The 18,784-nt window shown below is 74.5% G+C and carries 16 protein-coding genes and 1 riboswitch; of the genes, 9 read left to right on the forward strand and 7 right to left on the reverse strand.

What is annotated here, in order from left to right:
• Positions 1–13: 13 nt before the first annotated feature.
• The 4 genes from FHX78_RS07125 (at position 14) to FHX78_RS07140 (ending at position 3,256) form a co-directional block, all read left to right on the forward strand.
• Positions 14–1,216, forward strand: a complete 1,203-nt coding sequence (locus tag FHX78_RS07125; RefSeq protein ID WP_145866615.1) for a sensor histidine kinase — start codon at positions 14–16, stop codon at positions 1,214–1,216.
• Positions 1,213–1,896, forward strand: coding sequence for a response regulator (locus FHX78_RS07130; protein ID WP_145866616.1), 684 nt, complete (start codon positions 1,213–1,215; stop codon positions 1,894–1,896). The genes FHX78_RS07125 and FHX78_RS07130 overlap by 4 nt, the downstream gene beginning before the upstream one ends.
• A 151-nt stretch (positions 1,897–2,047) precedes the next feature.
• Positions 2,048–2,806, forward strand: coding sequence for a hypothetical protein (locus FHX78_RS07135; protein ID WP_145866617.1), 759 nt, complete (start codon positions 2,048–2,050; stop codon positions 2,804–2,806).
• A gap of 39 nt (positions 2,807–2,845) precedes the next feature.
• Positions 2,846–3,256: a transketolase gene (locus FHX78_RS07140; protein ID WP_229923958.1), complete on the forward strand. Its 411-nt coding sequence runs from the start codon at positions 2,846–2,848 to the stop codon at positions 3,254–3,256.
• Here the strand turns inward: FHX78_RS07140 and FHX78_RS07145 are convergent.
• Genes FHX78_RS07145 through FHX78_RS07165 form a run of 5 tightly spaced genes read right to left on the reverse strand, consistent with a single transcriptional unit; the run spans position 3,243 to position 8,340 of the window.
• A complete protein-coding gene (locus FHX78_RS07145) occupies positions 3,243–3,902 on the reverse strand; it encodes an ABC transporter ATP-binding protein (protein ID WP_145866618.1) in 660 nt (219 codons plus the stop codon). The two genes, FHX78_RS07140 and FHX78_RS07145, sit on opposite strands and share 14 nt — an antisense overlap.
• Entirely contained in the window at positions 3,895–4,872 is a 978-nt protein-coding gene (locus FHX78_RS07150; RefSeq protein ID WP_145866619.1) for an ABC transporter ATP-binding protein, read from the reverse strand. Before FHX78_RS07150 ends, FHX78_RS07145 begins: the two co-directional genes overlap by 8 nt.
• Positions 4,869–5,756 (reverse strand): ABC transporter permease, encoded by an 888-nt coding sequence (locus tag FHX78_RS07155; RefSeq protein ID WP_145866620.1) that lies wholly within the window; start codon positions 5,754–5,756, stop codon positions 4,869–4,871. Before FHX78_RS07155 ends, FHX78_RS07150 begins: the two co-directional genes overlap by 4 nt.
• A gap of 5 nt (positions 5,757–5,761) precedes the next feature.
• A complete protein-coding gene (locus tag FHX78_RS07160; protein WP_145871742.1) occupies positions 5,762–6,730 on the reverse strand; it encodes an ABC transporter permease in 969 nt (322 codons plus the stop codon).
• Between the two features lie 20 nt (positions 6,731–6,750).
• Positions 6,751–8,340: an ABC transporter substrate-binding protein gene (locus tag FHX78_RS07165; RefSeq protein ID WP_145866621.1), complete on the reverse strand. Its 1,590-nt coding sequence runs from the start codon at positions 8,338–8,340 to the stop codon at positions 6,751–6,753.
• 201 nt (positions 8,341–8,541) lie between these two features.
• A riboswitch (cobalamin riboswitch) is annotated at positions 8,542–8,724 on the forward strand.
• A gap of 30 nt (positions 8,725–8,754) precedes the next feature.
• On the opposite strand from FHX78_RS07165, the gene FHX78_RS07170 reads away from it, so the two are divergent.
• From FHX78_RS07170 to FHX78_RS07185, 4 genes are read left to right on the forward strand one after another with little or no spacing between them, the layout of a single operon-like run.
• Entirely contained in the window at positions 8,755–9,465 is a 711-nt protein-coding gene (locus tag FHX78_RS07170) for an energy-coupling factor ABC transporter permease (RefSeq protein WP_145866622.1), read from the forward strand.
• Entirely contained in the window at positions 9,462–9,893 is a 432-nt protein-coding gene (locus tag FHX78_RS07175) for an energy-coupling factor ABC transporter substrate-binding protein (protein WP_145866623.1), read from the forward strand. Before FHX78_RS07170 ends, FHX78_RS07175 begins: the two co-directional genes overlap by 4 nt.
• 7 nt (positions 9,894–9,900) lie before the next feature.
• On the forward strand, positions 9,901–10,650 hold the full coding sequence (gene cbiQ / locus FHX78_RS07180) for a cobalt ECF transporter T component CbiQ (protein WP_145866624.1): 750 nt from the start codon (positions 9,901–9,903) through the stop codon (positions 10,648–10,650).
• Positions 10,647–11,483 (forward strand): energy-coupling factor ABC transporter ATP-binding protein, encoded by an 837-nt coding sequence (locus FHX78_RS07185; protein ID WP_145866625.1) that lies wholly within the window; start codon positions 10,647–10,649, stop codon positions 11,481–11,483. The genes cbiQ and FHX78_RS07185 overlap by 4 nt, the downstream gene beginning before the upstream one ends.
• Positions 11,484–11,880: 397 nt before the next feature.
• On the opposite strand, the gene FHX78_RS07190 is transcribed toward FHX78_RS07185, so the two are convergent.
• On the reverse strand, positions 11,881–12,606 hold the full coding sequence (locus tag FHX78_RS07190) for an SDR family NAD(P)-dependent oxidoreductase (protein ID WP_145866626.1): 726 nt from the start codon (positions 12,604–12,606) through the stop codon (positions 11,881–11,883).
• A gap of 108 nt (positions 12,607–12,714) precedes the next feature.
• Here FHX78_RS07190 and FHX78_RS07195 point away from each other — a divergent pair, with 108 nt between their 5' ends.
• A complete protein-coding gene (locus FHX78_RS07195) occupies positions 12,715–13,656 on the forward strand; it encodes a helix-turn-helix domain-containing protein (RefSeq protein WP_145866627.1) in 942 nt (313 codons plus the stop codon).
• Between the two features lie 124 nt (positions 13,657–13,780).
• On the opposite strand, the gene FHX78_RS07200 is transcribed toward FHX78_RS07195, so the two are convergent.
• Positions 13,781–18,730 (reverse strand): DNA repair ATPase, encoded by a 4,950-nt coding sequence (locus tag FHX78_RS07200; protein ID WP_145866628.1) that lies wholly within the window; start codon positions 18,728–18,730, stop codon positions 13,781–13,783.
• Positions 18,731–18,784 lie beyond the last annotated feature (54 nt).

The following is an 18,784-nucleotide window of genomic DNA, read 5'->3' on the forward strand; positions in this document are numbered from 1 at the left end:
CGGAGAACGCACGATGAGCACACCCTGGCAGCGACGGGTGACGAGCCGTCCCCTGGTCACCGAGGCCCTCGTCCTCGTACTGCTGTCCGCGCTCGCCCTCTTCGGCGTCCTGCTGTCCTTTTGGGTGATGCCGGGACCGCCCCCGCTGTGGCCCGGCATCGCCCTCGCGGTCCTGGCCTGCGCGGTGCTGCCCCGGCGCCACGGCCACCCCCTCGCCGTGCTGGCGGTGACCACGCTGTGCATGACGGGCGTGGCCGCGCTGGGGCACCTGGTGACGGCCATGACCATGAGCCCCCTGATGGCCGCGCAGTTCTCCGTCAGCCTGCGCACCGAGCGCCGGGCGGCCTGGTACAGCGCGCTGGTGGTCACCGCGGTCCTGGTCGTCTCCGGCCTGTTCCACAGCGAGCTGCGCCACCAGTGGCTCCTCGGCCTGGTCAATCCGGCGGCATGGGTGCCGCTGTCCGCGGCCCTCGGCGGCTATGTGCGGGTGCGCCGGGCGTACGCCGCCGCCAGGACCGAGCACCTGGCCCGCGAGCGCGAGGAGGAGGCCCGCCACCGCGTCGTCCAGGAACGGATGCGCATCGCCCGCGAACTGCACGACGTCGTCGCCCACCACCTGGCCCTGGCCAACGCCCAGGCGGGCACCGCCGCCCACCTCGCGCGGACCGATCCCGACCGGGCGTACGAGATCCTGGGCCAGCTGTCGGGGACGACCTCGGCGGCGCTGCGGGAACTCAAGGCCACCGTCGGCCTGTTGCGCCAGGACACCGACCTCGACGACGAGCTGGCGCCCGCGCCCGGCCTGGCGCGGCTGCCCGATCTGGTGGCCGCCTGCGCGGCGGCCCGGCTGGAGGTCACGGTCACCGAGGAGGGGCGGCCGCGGCCGCTGGCCCCGGGACTCGACCTGACGGCGTACCGGATCGTCCAGGAGGCGCTGACCAACGTCACCAAGCACGCGGCCACCTCCACGGCGCGGGTCCGGCTCGCCTACACCCCGCGCTTCCTCACCCTGACGGTCACCGACGACGCCCCCGCCCCTCCCGCGCCCCGGCCCGGCCCCGGCCCGGCTCCCGGCCACGGCTTCGGGCTCCTCGGGATGCGCGAGCGCGCCCTGGCCGCGGGCGGCACCTTCCACGCGGGGCCCCGGCCCGAGGGCGGCTTCGAGGTCGCCTGCACCCTGCCCCTGCACGGCCACGACGAAAGCACCGCCCCATGACCATCCGTGTCCTGCTCGCCGACGACCAGGCCCTGCTGCGCGCCACCTTCCGCATCCTCATCGACTCCGACCCCGGCCTGACCGTCGTAGCGGAGGCCGCCGACGGGCGGGAGGCGACCGAGCTGGCCCTCGCCCACACGCCCGACGTGGTCCTCATGGACATCCGGATGCCCGGCACCGACGGTCTGGCCGCCACCGCCGCCATCTGCTCCCGGCCGGAGCTGGCGGGCACCCGGGTCCTGATCCTCACCACCTTCGAGAACGATCAGAACGTCGCCAAGGCGCTGCGGGCCGGAGCGAGCGGCTTCCTCGGCAAGGACGTGGGCCCCGACGTCCTCCTGGCCGGCATCCGGACCGTGGCCGCCGGTGACTCCCTGCTCTCCCCCACGGCGACCCGGACCCTCATCACCCGCTTCCTGGCCGCCCCCGACGACGACACCCCGCTCGCCCCGCCCGAACGCCTGGCCGGCCTCACCGAACGCGAACGCGAGGTCATGGCGCTGGCCGCGCACGGCAGGTCCAACGCGGAGATCGCCGACCACCTGGTGCTCAGTCCGCTGACCGTGCGCAGCCACATCCAGCGCGCCATGACCAAGCTCCACGCCCGCGACCGGGCCCAGCTCGTCGTGATCGCCTATCAGAGCGGCCTGGTCCGGCCGCGCGCACAGGGCGGCGGCTGACCGCACCGGACCGTCCCGGACCCTTCGCAACACCGGTGCCCGGGGCGCCAGTTGACGCAAAGCCCGATCAACACCTCTTCACCTCTTCTACACTTCGGGGCGCGCGCGGTATACAAGGCGCACATGCGGCGATTTCGGGGGGGGTGAGGCGTTGTCCGGTGAGGAACCCGGTGCCCGGCGGGACCCCCGCGCGCCCAGGGTGGACCAGCGTGTCGAGACGGGTGACAACGGCTTCGTCGTCCAGGGCCGCGACATCGACGGCCGGACCTTCCACACCGTCAACACCACCATCCGCGCGGGAGGATGGGCGGCCTTCCTGGGGCTGCTCGTCGCCGCCGTCGGCGCGGTGTTCCTGTACGTCCACTTCGTCGACGACGCGGAGGCCGGCTCCGGTCCCCGGTCCTCTCTCGCGTCGGACGGCACGGCGAGCGGCGTTCCCCGGGCGGAGGGCCAGGACGACGCGGGCACCCGGTCCCCTCCCGGCGGGGCGGCCGCCGAGCCTTCCGAGCAGTGGCGGGGCACCCTGGTGCTCGACCTGTACGGCAAGGAGCTGGACGCCGATCCGCCGGCCGGCGACAGCTCGTTCCTGGGCACGAGCGACATCACCATCGGCAACCTCGGCAGCACGCAGGTGATGGCGGGGGGCGGGGTCGCGGTGGCGCAGTGGGAAGTGGCCGGGAGGACACCGGGTCACGCGGAGTGCGCCGAGGCGGCGGCCACCGCCGGATCGATCGCGGCGCCGGCCCGGCGGGGCGCCGTGCTGTGCGTGCGCACCGACGAGGGGCGCATCGCCCGGCTGGTGGTGACGGGGTTCGCGGAAGGGTTCTCACCCGCCGTGAAGTTGGACGCCGTCGTCTGGGAGCTGTCCGAGGAGGCGGCCTCCGACGGGACCCTTCCCGACACGACGTGACACCCGCGGCATCACCCGCACCGACACACGGAGGCGAACGTGGATCCACTGGTACTGGCCGCCGGAACCGCCCTGGTGGGCGCGATGGCGACCGATGCGTGGCAGCAGGCGCGCACCTCGGCGGTCGAGTTGTGGCGGCGAGTGCACCCCGAGCGGGTCCCGGCCATCGAGGCGGAGCTGGCCGAGGTGCGCGAGGAGGTGCTGACGGCGCGCGAGGCCGACGACGCCGACGCCGAGACCGGGCTCGCCCAGGACTGGCAGCGCAAGCTCCAGCGGCTGGTCCGCGACCATCCTGAGCTGGCGCGGGAGCTGCGGCGCGTGCTGGACCAGGAGCTGGCTCCGCTGCTGCCGCGGCCGGGCGGTCCGGCCGCCCCCGGCACGGTGACGATGACGGCGACGGCCGGGGACAACTCCACCGTCATTCAGGGGCGCGACATCACGCTGCGGTGACCGTGTCCCAGTGGACCGTGCGGTCGCACCAGCGGTCGAGCAGGGTCTGGTCGTGGCCCACGGCCAGCAGTCCCGCGCCCGTCGCCGCGCGGTAGTCCTCGACGACCGCGACCAGCGCGGCCGTGGTGGAGGCGTCCAGCATGGCGGTCATCTCGTCGCAGATCAGCCAGCGGGGGCGCAGCACCAGCGCGCGGGCGAGGCAGGCGCGCTGGAGCTGGCCGTCGCTGACCTCGTGGGGGCGGCGGGTGAGCAGGTCGGGGGTCAGGCCGACGGCGTCGGCGAGTTCGGTCACGCGCCCCGGGACGGCCTCGCGCCGGCCGGTCGCGCGCAGGGGTTCGGCGATCAGGTCGGTGAGGCGCAGCCGGGGGTCGGCGGAGAGGCGGGGCTGCTGGAACACGACGCCGAAGGCGGTGCGCTGTGCGCGCGGGGCGCGGTGGCGCCAGCGGCGGACCGGGGCGCCGTCGACGAGGAGGGTTCCGGAGTCGGGGCGGTGCAGGAGGGCGGCGACCCTGGCCAGGGTGGACTTGCCGCAGCCGCTGGGGCCGAGCAGGCCGACGGCCTCGCCGGGGGCGACGGTGAGGGAGGCGTCGCGGACGGCGGGGGCGCGCCGGTCGTAGCCGGCGGTGATGGCGCGCAGTTCAAGCACGGATGTCCTCCGGGGTGGCGGCCGGGACCGGGTGGTGGCAGGCGACCGACCCGGTGAAGGGCGGAAGCGCCGTGCACGCCCCGGTGGCCCGTTCGCAGCGGGGGGCGAAGGCGCAGCCGTCGGGGAGGTCGCCGAGTGCGGGGGGCAGTCCCGGAATGGGGGTGAAGGCCCGGTCGGGGAGGGCCTCCAGCAGGCCCCGGCTATAGGGGTGGCGGGGGCCCGGGGCGCCGAAGAAGGCGTCGGCGTCGGCGAGTTCGACGATCCGGCCGGCGTACATGACGGCCACGCGGTCGGCGACGCGGGCGGCCGCCGCCAGGTCGTGGGTGATCATCAGCAGCGCCCGGTCGCCGTCGGTGTCGACGTGGCGGCGCAGTTCGTCGACGGTGCGGTCCACCAGGTCGCGGTCGAGTCCCGTGGTGGGTTCGTCGGCGAGCAGCAGGGGTGCCCCGCCGACCAGGGCGAGGGCGGTGGCGGCGCGCTGGGCGAGGCCGCCGGAGAGTTCGTGCGGGTAGCGGTCGAGGTGGTCCGGCGGGAACGCGGCACGGGCGGCGGCCCGTTCGGCGGCCTCGCGCAGGGCCGCACGGCCCCGTACGCCCCTCAGTTCGGCGACCGTCTCCTCCAGTTGGGAGCGGATGGTGCGGACGGGGGTGAGGTGGGCGGCGGGGCTCTGCGGGACGAGGCCGATCCTGCGGCCCCGCACGGTGCGGGCGAGGGTGCGTTCGCCGGCGGTGAGCAGGTCGAGGTCGTCGAGCCGGGCGCTGCCCGCGGTCTGGGCGTTGGCGGGGAGCAGGCCGAGCAGGGCGGAGGCGAGGACGGACTTGCCGCAGCCGCTCTCGCCGATCAGGGCGAGGCACTCGCCGGGGCGCACGTCGAAGCGGGCGTCGGTGACGGCGGCGATCCGGCGCCCGCCGGGCAGCAGGAAGCGCACCGACAGGCCGCGCACCGACAGGACGGGGGGTCGCTCGGTCACAGCATGAGCTCCGATCGGCGGCGGGGGCTGATCCGCTCCCGCCAGACACCGGCGAGTCCGGCGACGGCGAGGGTGGGGACGATCAGGAAGAGGCCGGGGAAGAGGGTGGGCCACCACTGTCCGGCGAGCAGGGAGCCGCGGGCGCCCTGGATGAGGGTGCCGAGGCTGGCGGTGTGGGCGGGCAGGCCCAGGCCGAGGAAGGACAGCGCCGACTCGTGCCACATGGCGTGCGGCACCATGAGGACGGCGGCGAGCCCGGCCTGCGGCAGTACGGCGGGCAGCAGGTGCCGTACGGTCACCCGCCACCGGGAGGCGCCGCCTGAGACGGCCGCGTCGAGGTGGGGGCGGGAGCGCAGCGAGAGGACCTCGGCGCGGACGATGCGGGCGGTGGACAGCCAGTGGGTGAGCGCCACGGAGATCACCACCGGCCAGACGCCGGGGCGGAACATGGCCACGATGAAGACGCCGAGCAGCAGGTGCGGGACGGAGGAGAGGGTGTCGACGAGGCGCATGACCGCGCGGTCGGCCCAGCCGCCGAGCGCCCCGGCGGTGGCGCCGACGGCGGTGCCGATCACGGTGGCGGTGAGCGCGGCGACCACGCCGACCAGCAGGGAGACCCGCAGGCCGTAGACGCAGCGCAGCAGCAGGTCGCGGCCTACGTCGTCGGTGCCGAAGGGGTGGTCCCAGCTGGGCGGCAGGAGTTTGGCGGCCAGGTCCACGCTCTGCTGGTCGAGTTGGACCAGGGGCGGTACGAGCAGGACCGCGAGGACCGTCACGGCGACGAGGGTGGCGGAGACGCGCAGCCGGAGGGTGTGCGTGGAGCGGCGGGCGGTGCCGTGCGAGCGCCAGGCGGTGTGCTTGGTGTCGGCGGTGGTGTCAGCCATGGGAGTCACATCTCATTCAGCTTCACCCTCGGGTCGATCAGTCCGTAGAGCAGGTCGGCGAGCAGGTTTCCGGCGAGGACGGCGGCGGTGGCGAGGGTGGTCAGCGCGGCCAGCAGCGGGAAGTCGACGGCGGTGGCCGCCTCCACGGTGGCCGCGGCGATGCCCGGCCAGCTGAACACGGTCTCCACCAGCAGGGCGCCGGTGATGAGTTCGGGGACGCGGGAGCCGATCAGGGTGAGGACGGGCAGCAGTCCGCTGCGCAGGGCGTGGCCGAGCAGGACGGTGCGTTCGGCCAGGCCGCGGGCCCTGGCCCCGCGCACCGGGTCCTCGGCGAGGGCGTCGCCGACGCCCTGGCGGACGTACAGGATGAACCAGGGCAGTTGGGAGACGGCGAGGACGCCGGCGGGCAGGACGAGGTGGCTCACCACCTGGCCGGCGGTGACGTGGTCGCTGCCGGTGTCGGTGAGGCCGCCGGCCGGCAGGACGTCCAGGTTCAGGGCGAACAGCCAGATGGCGAGCAGGGCGATCCAGAAGACCGGGGCCGCCTCCAGGGAGTACGCGAGGGAGGTGACCGTGCGGTCGAGGAGCGAGCCGGGGCGGCGGGCGGCGAGCACGCCGAGCAGGGTGCCGAGCAGGACCGCCGCGGCGAACGCGACGGCGCACAGCAGCGTGGACCACACCAGGCGTTCGCCGATGACCTCGGCGACCGGCTGGCGCATGACGGTGGACCGGCCGAAGTCGCCGCCGAGCGCGGAGGTGAGCCAGTCCCACCAGCGGACGGCGAACGGCCGGTCCACGCCGAGGTTGTCGCGCAGCCGGTCCAGGGTCTCCTGGTCGGCGCCGAGCGCGGCGGTGCCGGCGTAGGCCTTGACGGGGTCGAAGGGGGAGGCGGCGGCCACGGCGAACACGCCGAAGGTGACGACGAGGAGGACGGGCACGGCGAACAGGGCCCGCCGTGCCGTCAGTCGTGCCATCGCCGCCCAGGGCAGGGGTGTCATGCGCGGGGCTGCCAGTCCTCGGCGTTCCACCAGGGGCCGCTGGCGAAGCCGTGCTCGTGCGGTTCGGTCTGGGTGGTCAGGCCCTCCCAGCGGTCGGCGAGGACGTAGAGGTGGTCGATGTGGGTGAGGACGGTGTAGCCGGGGTTCTTCACCAGTTCGCGCTGGAGCGTGTCGTAGGCGGCCTCGCGGGCCTTGGCGTCCTGGGCGCGGCGGCCGGTGTCGAGGGCCCGGTCGACGGCCGGGTTGTCGTAGCGGGCCATGTTGTTGAAGCCGTCGCCGGCGAGGGAGGAGTGCAGCAGGGTGTAGAGGCCGAAGTCGGGGTCGCCGGTGCTGCCGAAGCCGGCGAGCACGGCGTCGTGCTTCATCCGGGGTTCGATGACCTCCCAGGTGGCGCTCTCCACGCGGACGTCGATGCCGGCCTCCTTGGCGTCGGAGGCGTAGGCGAGGGCGTGGTCCTGGCGGACCTTGTCGCCGGAGGGGTAGTAGAGGGTGAACCGGGCGGGGCGGTTGGCCTTGGCGCGGACGCCGTCCTTGCCGGGCTTCCAGCCCGCCGCGTCGAGGATCCTGCCGGCCTCGGCGAGGTCCCGGGGGCGTTCGATGCCGTCGGCGAACCAGGGGTCGTCGACGGGCAGCGGTCCGTAGGCGGGGCGGCCGGCGCCGTCGAGGATCTTGTCGACCATGGCCTCGCGGTCCACTGCGAGGTCGAGGGCGCGGCGGATCGCGGTGTCGCCGGTGACCGGGTCGCCGGTGGGCAGGGTGACGGCGCGGAAGTCGTAGGAGGTCGCCCGGTAGGTCTTCTTGTCGTCGTCGCCCTTGAAGGTGGCGGCGAGGTTGGGCGGGAGGGTCGCTCCGTCGAGGTCGCCGGAGCGCAGCCGGGTGGCGCGGACGTCGTCGTCGGCGATGATCGCCATGGTGAGCTTTTTCACCTTCGGCGCGCCGCCCCAGTAGTCCGGATTGGCCTTGAAGGTGAGCTTTTCGCCCTTGCTCCAGCCGGTGAGGACGTACGGTCCGGTGCCGACCGGCTTCGTGTTGAAGGAGCCGGTGTTGGGGTCCTGTCCGCCGGCGACGTGCTCGGGGACGATGGGCAGGACCGTGCGGGCGGCGAAGGCCGCGTAGGGGTGGTCGAGGGTGAAGACGACCTTGCCGTCGCCCTCCGCCCGGACCTCGTCGATGACGTCCAGTTCGCTCCGGGCGGTGTTGTTCGTCCGGTCGTCCAGCACGGTGCGGTAGGTGAAGACCACGTCGTCGGCGGTGAGCGGTTCGCCGTCGCTGAACCTCACGCCCTCGCGCAGGGTGTACGTGTAGGTGCGGCCGCCGTCGGTGACCTCGGGGAGCGCCTTCGCCAGCGCGGGCTTCAGTTCCATGGCGGCGTCGCGGGCGAGGAGGCCGTCGAAGATCTTGGAGTTGCCGTCCTTGCCGTAGCCGAGCAGGGGGCTGAGGGTGTCCGGTTCGGACGGGACCCCGATCACGACGGATGCGGCGGACGCGCCGCCGTCCTCGCCGCCGCCGCCCGGCGCCGAGCAGGCGGCGACGGCGCCGGCCATGGCCATCGCCGCGGCGGCACCCCGTATTCGTCGGGTCGTCATCGGTCCTCACATCCCTGATGCCTGAAAATCGTTGTTGCATATTAAGTGCAGCAAGGCTCTACCCAGGACGGCGGCCCCTCAGTCCACGGCCTCGACGGACGGCGCCGCCCGTGTCAAGTGCGCAGGTGTGCGCCGGGGTGCGAGCCGTCGGGCGCTGTCCGCGCGCCCCCGTGGCCGCTTGTCACCGGACCGGAACCGGCACTACTGTCGCCACGCCTTGGTGACGGGAAATCGGTGCGATACCGGTGCGGCCCTCGCCACTGTGATCGGGAAGTCCGGCTCCAGTCCTCACGGACGGCCACTGGGTCCTTCGGGACCCGGGAAGGCGGAGCACGGGCGGTGGTACCCGTCAGCCAGGAGACCGGCCAAGGCGCGTCAACCATCCACGAGGTGCTGGAGAGGGTCTGCTGAGCCATGCACATAGCCGAGGGTTTTCTGCCGCCGGCGCACGCGGTCGCCTGGGGCGCCGCGTCGGCGCCGTTCGTCGTCCACGGAGCCCGGTCACTCGTCCGTGACATCAGGGAACGGCCCGAGAGCACCCTGCTGCTGGGCGCGTCGGGAGCGTTCACGTTCGTGCTGTCCGCGCTGAAGCTGCCGTCCGTCACCGGCAGTTGCTCCCACCCCACCGGCACGGGGCTCGGCGCGATCCTGTTCCGGCCGCCGGCCATGGCGGTGCTGGGCACCATCACCCTGCTGTTCCAGGCGCTGCTGCTCGCCCACGGCGGGCTGACCACGCTGGGCGCCAACGTCTTCTCGATGGCGGTCGCCGGTCCCTGGGCCGGGTACGGCGTCTACCGGCTGCTGCGCCGGTACGGCGTGCCGCTGATGCCGGCGGTGTTCTCCGGCGCGTTCGTCGCCGACCTGGCGACCTACTGCGTGACCAGTGTGCAGCTGGCGCTCGCCTTCCCCGACCCGGGCAGTGGATTCCTGGGCGCGCTCGGCAAGTTCGGCTCCATCTTCGCCGTCACCCAGATCCCGCTCGCGGTGAGCGAGGGCCTGCTGACCGTGCTGGTGATGCGCATGCTGGTGCAGTCGAGCAAGGGGGAGCTGACCCGGCTCGGGGTGCTGGTGACCTCGGCGGCCGGACGGACGACGGCCGACTCGACGGGGGCGGTGACCCGATGAGCCGCAACGCCAGGATCAACACCCTGCTGCTGGTGCTCGTGGCCGCGCTCGCGGTGCTGCCGCTCGCGCTCGGACTGGGCGACCACAAGGAGGAGCCGTTCGCGGGCGCGGACGCCGAGGCGGAGACGGCGATCACCGAGATCGACCCGGACTACGAGCCGTGGTTCTCGCCCCTGTACGAACCGCCGTCCGGGGAGATCGAGTCGGCGCTGTTCGCCCTCCAGGCGGCGATCGGCGCGGGCGTCCTCGCGTACTACTTCGGGGTGCGGCGCGGACGGCGGCAGGGCGAGGCGCGGGCACGCGCGCGGAGGGAGGAAGGACCGGGGCCCGACGCCGGGGCCGGTGAGGCCGGGGCCGGGGCCGGTGAGGCCGGGGCCGGGGCCGGCGGGGGCGTGGGCGGCGGGGCCGCGTCCCGGCGGGGGGACTGAGCCCCCCGTGCTGCCGATCGACGCGGCGGCCCACAGCAGCCGCTGGCGCCACCGTCATCCCGTGGACAAGGCCGTGCTGGGACTCGGGCTCACCCTGCTCGCGATCTCGCTGCCGCCCTGGCCGGGCGCGGCCCTGGTGCTGGTCACCGCGCTCGCGGTGCTGCTCGGCCCGGCGGGCGTGCCGGGCCGGCGGCTGTGGCGCGCCTACCGGGTGCCGCTGGGCTTCTGCCTGACCGGGGCGCTCCCGCTGCTGGTGCGGGTGGGCGGGCCGGACGGGTTCGTGTCCTGGGCCGCGGACGGGCCGCCGCGCGCCGGGGAGCTGCTGCTGCGCACGTCGGCGGCCTCCCTCGGCGTCCTGCTGTTCGCGTTCACCACCCCCATGTCCGACCTGCTGCCCCGCCTGGTCCGCGCCGGGGTGCCCGCGCCGCTCGTCGACGTGGCGCTGGTGACGTACCGGATGAGTTTCCTACTGCTCGACTCGGTGCGCCGGATCCGGCAGGCGCAGGCGGCCCGGCTCGGGCACACCACCCGGGCGGCGGCCTGGCGGTCCCTCGGCGGGCTCGGCGCGACCGCGTTCGTCCGGTCCTTCGACCGGGCGGCACGGTTGCAGAACGGGCTCGCCGGGCGCGGCTACGACGGCACCCTGCGCGTGCTGGTGCCCGAGGCCCGTGTCTCCGTCCGGTTCGCGGCGCTGAGCGTGGCGCTGCTGGCGGCGCTGGCCGCCCTGACCCTCGTACTGGAAAGGCCGTTGTCGTGAGCGAGTCCGTCCTGGTGGCCCTGCGGGGCGCGTCCTTCGCGTACGAGGACGGCCCTGCCGTGCTCAGCGGCCTGGACTTCGAGGTGCGCGAGGGGCGTGCGCTGGCCCTGCTCGGGCGCAACGGCAGCGGGAAGACGACGCTGATGCGGCTGCTGAGCGGTGGACTGCGGCCGAGCGGAGGCGAGTTGACCGTCGAGGGGCGGGCGGTGCGCTACGACCGCAGAGGGCTGACGGCGCTGCGCACCACCGTACAACTGGTGGTGCAGGACCCCGACGACCAGTTGTTCGCCGCGTCGGTCGGCCAGGACGTGTCGTTCGGACCGCTGAACCTCGGCCTGCCCGACGCGGAGGTACGCGCCCGGGTGGCGGAGTCGCTCGCCGCCCTGGACATCACCGCCCTCGCCGACCGTCCCACGCATCTGCTGTCCTACGGGCAGCGCAAGCGGACGGCGATCGCGGGCGCGGTCGCCATGCGGCCCCGCGTGCTGATCCTGGACGAGCCGACGGCGGGCCTGGACCCCGACGGCCAGGAACGCCTGCTCACCACCCTCGACGGGCTGCGGGCGGACGGCACGACGGTTGTCATGGCGACGCACGACGTGGACCTGGCCCTGCGCTGGGCCGACGACGCGGCCCTGCTCACCCCGTCGGGCGTGCACACCGGGCCGGCGACCGAGACGCTGGCCCGCACGGACCTGCTCGCGGCTGCGGGGTTGCGGCTGCCGTGGGGCGTCGCGGCGGCCCGACTGCTGCGTGCGTACGGGCTGTTGACGGACACCGGGGCGGGTCCCCGCACGGCGGAGGAGCTGGTGGCCGCGCTGGCGGGCGAATGAGCACGCCGGTGAGCCGGTGCCGGCCGTGTCCGGACCGCCCTCGGCGCGCCCGTTCCCGCGCGCGTGCCCGGAACGTGGGCATCCCCTGGCGAGGACTCCGCGACCTGCAAGTCCGCTTCCCGCAGGTCCGCTTCCGTGCGGAGCGGCGGACACCCGAGTGGAAGGCCGCGGCCGAGGAAGTGCCCCGGTCGGGGGCGTCGCTCACGCAGGGGAGTGCGGCCCGGCAGGGGTGCGTCCGACGAGGGGCCGGACGCACCCCTCGGCCGTCGGCGGGCAGGACGCGTCTTCGCCGCTGCGCCGCCGGTGCCCGCGACGCGGCTGGACGTGGTGGGGGTGGCCGTGCCCGGATGCCTGGCGGCCTCGTCGAGCGGACCCGGCCGGGCGTTGAACGGCGGGCTCAGGACTCGACGAACTTGTCCGCCAGGCCCTGTTCCAGGTAGTCGTCCGGCAGGTCCTGGACGACCAGCTCGGCTTCGGTGCGTTCGGTGTGCAGCCGCCAGTAGGCGTCGGCGATCGTCTGAGGTTGGGAGTCGTGGCCGCCTTGGCCGATGAAGGCGGCGATCGCCACGTGCGCGGCGTAGACGCCGGTACCGGAGAGCGCGGCATGCAGATTGAGGATCCAGTTGCGCATGCCGCCGGTGGCGATCTGAACGTTCGCCACGTGGGGGGCGATGATCGGCCCCGAACCCGCGCCACTGGTGACCAGGACCGTCCCCGTGCCGCGCTCCAGCATGCCGGGCAGGACGTGCTGCACCGCCGCGACACCGCCGAGCAGGTAGAGGTCCAGCTGGGCCAGAACCGAGTCGACGGTGACCTTCGTGGCCTCGACGAGCGGCGCCCGGCGCAGGTCGGCCGGGGTCGGCGCGGGCGAGTACTCGAGTACGTCGATCGGCCCCAGCCGCTCCTCGGCGGCGGTCAGCGCCGCGTGCAGAGCGGGACGATCGGTGACGTCGGCGGGAAACACCTCGACCCGGGCGCCCGTATCGGACAGATCGTCGGCCACCGCCCGGAGCGTCGTGCGGTTGCGGGCGATCAGCGCCACGTCGAACCCCTCGGCGGCGAACCGCCGGCCGATCGCCCGGCCCAGCTGCGGGCCCGCGCCGACAATCGCGATCGTGCTCAATTCGCCACCTCGTTACCATTGTTCCGGTTCACATCGGAACCGTAGGAAGGGCTTGGGCGCGGGGGCTAGGACCGGCGCGACAACCTGAACGGAAGTTTCGCGACAACGATGAACGGCACTTTCTCGGTGAGCCTGAGCGGTGCGAACGCCTTCGGCGACTTCGCACGCGAGTGGCGGACCCGGATGGGCGACACCTTCGCGCTGCCGTCCTTCAGCCGGACGACCGTCGCCGGCTTCGCCGCGCGGTCCCGTGGGTTCCGGGTGCGGGACCTGATGTTCAACCGCTTCGAGAACGCGGCCGCCCTCAGGACGGCGGGCCTGCGGGTCGGGACCGACGATCACGTACGTCTGTGGATCGTCCACCGGGGCACCTGGCGGTTCGGAGAACCGGGAGGAATCGAGCACACGGCACCGGCCGGCCGCTTGCTGGTGCAGACGGGGAAGCTTTCCCACTTCTCCGCGGCGCCACGCACCACCGCCCAGGTGCTCGTGCTGCCCGCCGCCGAGATTCGGCGCGGACGGGGCATGCCGGCAACCGGCCCGGCCGACACCGCCGAAGTGCGGCTGCTGACCGCGCACGCCACCATGGTGAGCCGGATGCTGGGCGGTCTCGGGCCGGCCGGGGTCGACGCCGCCCGCGACACCCTGGCCGAATTGGCTCGGGCCGCCGTCGGGGGTGGCCTCGACGACGTGGAGCCCCTGCTGTCGCCGGCGCTGGCCCAGGCCGCTCGGGACCTGGCCGACGGGCGGCTCACCGACCCCGCCCTCTCCCCCGCGGCTCTCGCGCGGAAACTGAACGTCTCCACGCGCACCCTTCAACGGGCCTTCGCCCGTGAAGGGCAGTCGCTGAGCGCCTACATCCGGGATCGCCGCCTCGATGAGGCGCGCCGCGCGCTCATCACACCGCACCGACGCATGACCATTTCGGACATAGCCGCCCGCTGGCAGTTCGCCGACAGCGGCCACTTCGCCCGCGCCTTCCGCAAGCGCTACGGCCGGACACCCACCGACTACGCCGCGACCGCCACTCCGGAGACGGACGTCGCATAGCCGCGTGAGGCGCCGGCGTACCCGCTCACGCGTCGCGCGCGGTCCCGGACGCCGCCTCGCAGGGCAGAGGACATCTCCCTCTCCCGCGACCGGTGGGCCCGGTGCGGGTCGAATTCAGGGGGTTTCAGGGACCCGCCCCCTCGATCCGACGGCCCGTCGGGTCGGCGGGGTCCGCCATCGGCCGACGCGGGTCCGCCGCCCGGGTGATGGCGGACTCGACGGCGGCGATGCGGTCACCGAGGAGGGCCAGGGCGGCCACCGCGCGGGTCAGGGCGTCCTCGTCGGGGCCGCCCGGGGTGAGCGTGCGGACGTGGGCGGCCTTCACCTCGTCCCAGCGGGCGGCCTGCGCGGCGGTGAGCGTGCCGCGCAGTTCCGCGAGCTTCAGCAGGTTCGCCTCGGCACCGCTGGTGAGGGTCTGGGCCTCGGCCGTGTAGTGGTCGTCGACGACGGCCGCCAGCTCGTCGTCGTTCATGACGGGCTGGATCCGCTGGGCGATCCTGTTCATGGTGCGGTAGGAGCCCTGGAGCCGGAACGGCGGTTCGGTGCGGGTGTTCTCGGACCGGGCGGCGGAGGCGATGTAGGCCGCGTTGACGGCGAGGACCGTGCGGCGGGCGGTGAGCAGGTGGCGCAACACCGCCAGGACGCGGTCCAGTTCGGTGGGGGCGTAGGGGTGGGTGAGGCGGTCGGCGCGGGCGGTGGGGTCGTTCTCGGCGAGGCGGACCAGCAGGTCCAGGTCGTCGCGGTGGCGGCCGGCGAGCGGGGCGAGCACCGGGTTGGCGGTGAGGGCGTTCTCCACGAAGCTGAGCGCGAAGACGTCCTCCTTGCCGGTGAGGACGTCGCCGAGGTTCCACACGTCGGCGCGGTTGGCCAGCATGTCGGGCACCCGGAAGACCTCGCCGGACTCGGTGTAGGGGTTGCCGGCCATGCAGACGGCGAACCGCTTGCCGCGCAGGTCGTAGGTGCGCGGCTCGCCCCGCCACACGCCCTCCACGCGGCGGGTGGCGTCGCACAGCGGGATGAACTTCTGCAGCAGTTCGGGCGAGGTGTGCTGGATGTCGTCGAGGTACAGGAGGGTGTTGCTGCCGGCGGCCAACGCGAAGTTGATCTTCTCGATCTCCTGGCGTGCGGTGGCGTTCGGCGCCTCGGCGGGGTCGAGCGAGGTGACCGCCCGCCCGAGCGCCGGGCCGCTGATCCGCACCAGGACCAGGCCGAGCCGGTGGGCCACGTACTCCATGAGGGTCGTCTTGCCGTAGCCGGGCGGGGAGATCAGCAGCAGCAGGCCGCCGGCGGCGGTGCTGCCGGACTCCCCCGTGGTGCCGAGCTGTTTGGCGAGGCCGTCCCCGACCAGGGGCAGGTAGACCTCGTCGACCAGCCGGTTGCGGACGAACGACGCCATCACGCGCGGCCGGTGGTCGTCCAGGCGCAGCCGGGTGCGCTCGGCGGTCAGCAGGGCGGTGCGGCGGCGCTGGTGGGCGCGGAAGGCGGGGACGTCGCGCTCCCTGAACTCCTCGGTGCGGTCCAGGAACTCGTCCAGGCGGAGGGTGAGGCGGCGGCTGGTGATCCGGGGGTGACTGCCGAGCAGCCCCTCCGCCGTGGCGGTCAGGGGTGCGTCCGACGCGTGGCGGGGCACCCGCGGGCAGAGTTCGGCGGCGACGGCCTCGGCGAGGTCACCGGCGTCCGCCGGGTCGCCGGTGGCGGCGGTGTACGCGGTCAGCCACGCCTCGACCAGCTGGCGGCGGGTGGTGAGGTCGCCGAGGGCGGGCAGGTCGTCGTCGTAGGCGTCGGTGGCGACGGTGCGGCGGAACTTGTCGAGCAGGGTGCGGACCCGGGTGCTGATCACGAACCCCTCGGGGCCGGTGGTCAGTTCGTCGAAGAGGTACGCGGCACAGGCCTCCGGGCGGGCGGTGGCGCCCTCGTCCCAGGCGCGCACGGCCCGGGCGATCTCCGTGCGGAGGGCGTCCAGCGCGGGCGGCGGGCCGAAGGCGTCACGGACCCGGGCCAGGGAGCGGGCCCGGCGGGTGAGGTCCGCGCGCTCCTCCGCCGTGGTGCCGTGCGCCCAGTACAGCAGGGCGTGGGCGCGGGCGGCCGCCGCGTGGCGCAGCGGTCCCGCGCCGTCGTACAGGGGCAGTACGGCGGTGAGGATGACGGTGGCGTCGTGGTCGTGGACGCCTCGCTCGTACCCCTCGTCGTACGCCTCCTCGGCGGCCCGGCGGACGAGCGCCGCGAGGTCGTCGGCGGCGGCCAGGGCGTCGGGGCCGGGCTCGTGCAGCAGGCGGGCGGCGAGGTGTTCGGCGCGGTAGACCCCGGGCAACTCGGACGGCAGGTGCCGGTGCCACAGGGGGCGGTCGGCGAGGAGGGCGGGGTCGGTGACGGGGGCGCGGTAGTCGGTGCCGGTGAGGGCGAGCGCGAGGCCGTCGCCGTGCGGGACGACGGTGAGGTCGAAGGGCTGGGTGGTGACGGCGAACCGGTGGGCGCCCAGGCGCAGGGCGCGTCCGTCGTCCGCGTAGAGGTCGTCCCGGTCGCGCAGGGCGCGGTCGGCCTCCTGCCGGGCGGAGCGCAGCCGCCCGTCGAGTTCCTCGGCGCGTACCCGGTCGCCCAGCTCGCGCAGTTCCTCGGCGGTGCGGCGGACCTTGGCGACCAGCGGGTCGGAGGCGAAGTAGGTGCTCACCGCGTCGGCGTCGGCGAGTGCGGCGGAGCGCCGGGCGATCGTCTCCAGGACGCGGTCGGCGGCGGAGGCGAGCTGCCCGGCGCGGCGGGCGCGGGCGTCGGTGAGGGACTGCTTGCGGGTGGCGAACGCCTCGTAAATCTCCGTGCGTTGGCCGGCGAGCCGGTCGAGCACCTCGTCGGACTCGGCGAACCGGGACTCCAGGGCCTCCAGCTGGGCCAGGACGCGGCTGAGGTGGTCGTCGCAGGCCTCGGGGTCGTCGGCCGCCGCGAGGGCGCCGGTGACGGTCTGGCCGAGCAGGGCGAGTTCGGCGGCGAACCCGGCGCGCGCCTCCCGGTCGAGGAGGCCGCGGCGGCGGGTGTCGAGGACGGCGCGGGCCCGGTTGACGCCGCCCAGGGCCTCGGCGACGCGCTCCAGGACGGTGGTGCGGACGGTGGCGTCGGCGATGTCGAGCCCGCCGACCACCTCGGTCACCGTGCGCAGGCCGTCGGCGAGTTCGTCCAGCCGGGCGGCGACCGGGCCGGCCCCGGCGGTGGTGGTGATCGCCCCGGCCTCGGCGACGAGCCGTTCGACGTCCGCGTGGTGGGCGGCGAAGGCGTCCTCGCGGGCCAGGAAGGCGACGGCGCGCTGCCCGAAGGAGGCGAGGTCGGAGTCGGTCTCGGCGGCCAGCGCGTCGATGCGGGCGCGGTCGGCGTACCGCAGGTCCCTCAGGGTCAGCAGATGGCCCTGGGCCTGGCGCAGTTCGGTCAGTCCGGTGACCCAGGCGGCGGCCTCACGGGGCTGCTCGCCGCGCAGTCGGCGCACCACCGACGCGATCCGGTCCGCGGTCTCGTCGAGCGCGCGGGCGGCCCGGCCGGTGAGGTCGCGTACGGTCTCGAACTCGGCCAGCACCTGCTCGGCGGTGTCCCGCATCCGCGTCAAGGGGGTGCGCAGGTCGCCGAGTTCGTCCTCCCCCAGCCAGTGGTGGGTGTCCAGGGCGCGGACGCAGGCGGCCGTCAGGGTCCGGTACCTCTCGGCCGTGGGGGTGGTCTCGGCGGCGGAGCGGGCCAGGGACAGGCAGTCGGAGATGCCGCGCACCAGGTCGGCGTTGCCGATCCGGGCGAGGCGGCCCTCGCCGGCCGGGACGGCGGCGGCGTGGGCGTCGGAGGCGTAGGGCGAGTCCCAGAGCTGGAGCGGGTGGACGCGGGCGGGGTCGTCGCCGTCGGGGCGCAGCAGGGCGAGCAGCCCGTCGTCGAAGAGGGCCCAGCCGTGGCAGGCCATCGGGGCGGCGGCCGCCTCACGGATCTGGTTGTACGACAGCAGCAGTCCGCGTCCGCGCCCGGGAGCGTGGAAGGCGTACAGCACGTCCTCGCCGTGCGGTGAGCGCACCTCGCGGGCGAACTCCATGCCGGTGGTGTCGAGTTCGTACGTCTTGTGGCTGCCGTTGGCCAGGCAGTAGCCGCCGGGGAACACGATGCCCTGGTCCTCGGGGAGCCGGCGGGCGCCCTGGCCGACGGCGTCGAGGCGGACGACGGTCCGGGTGAGGGTGTTGAAGACGAGGTGGCGGTGGGCGGTCTCCTTGTAGGGGAGGATCCGCAGCAGGATCAGGGGGCCGACGCGGGCGTGCGCGATCTCGGCGTCGGCGAGGGACTGCAAAGGTTCGTCGACCGGTTCGGTGTGGATGCCGTCGGGGGTGCCGGTGTCGTCGTCGGCCTTGACGGTGAGGGTGCCGCCGAGGGTGTCGACGAAGACCTCGCCCCGGACGGAGACGTGCGGGTGACGGCCGAGGACGTGGTCCTCGCGGGTGGTGGCCGTCCAGTGGATGTCGTCGGGCGGGGTGATCGCGTGGTCGCGGTCGCCGCGCGCGTCCAGGAAGGCGGTGCGGCCGTCCTCGGTCACCGACCAGCGCAGGACGCGGATGTCGCCGGCCTTCTCGCCGGTCTGGAAGACGGCCAGCAGTCTGCCCTCGACGCGGCGCAGCCGCAGCAGGCGTGCCTGGCGGTAGTAGCGGTGCAGGGCGGCGAACTCCCGCAGGAAGGCGGGGTCGTCGAGCAGTCCGGGCACGGCGTCGTCGGGCAGCCGGTTCAGGTCGCGGTCGTGCGCGGCGAGGACGTCACCGACCGCGGTGTCGCCGTCGGGGCGGGGCCGGGTCTCGTAGCCGAAGAGGAGCACGCCGCCCACGGCGACGATGTCGCGGGGTACGGCGGTGCGGCCGGTGCGCAGCCGCTCGGTGCCGGTCAGGCGCAGCGCGGGGGCGCCGAACTGCTGCGCCCGCAGCCCGTTCAACGCCTGGGCGCGGCGGGCGAGTTCGGCGGCCTGGGCGGAGAGGCGGTCGCGCAGCACCTGGTAGGCGCCGGCGTCGACCGTCTCCTCGGCGGCGGGGGTCCGGTGCGGGGCCGGGGCGGCGGGCTCGTGGGTACCGGTGGTCATGACTGCCTCTCGGGAAGGGTACGGCCGGGAGCCGCCGTCCCCTGTGCGGCGGCT

Source organism: Streptomyces capillispiralis (assembly GCF_007829875.1).
Taxonomy (GTDB): Bacteria; Actinomycetota; Actinomycetes; order Streptomycetales; family Streptomycetaceae; genus Streptomyces; species Streptomyces capillispiralis.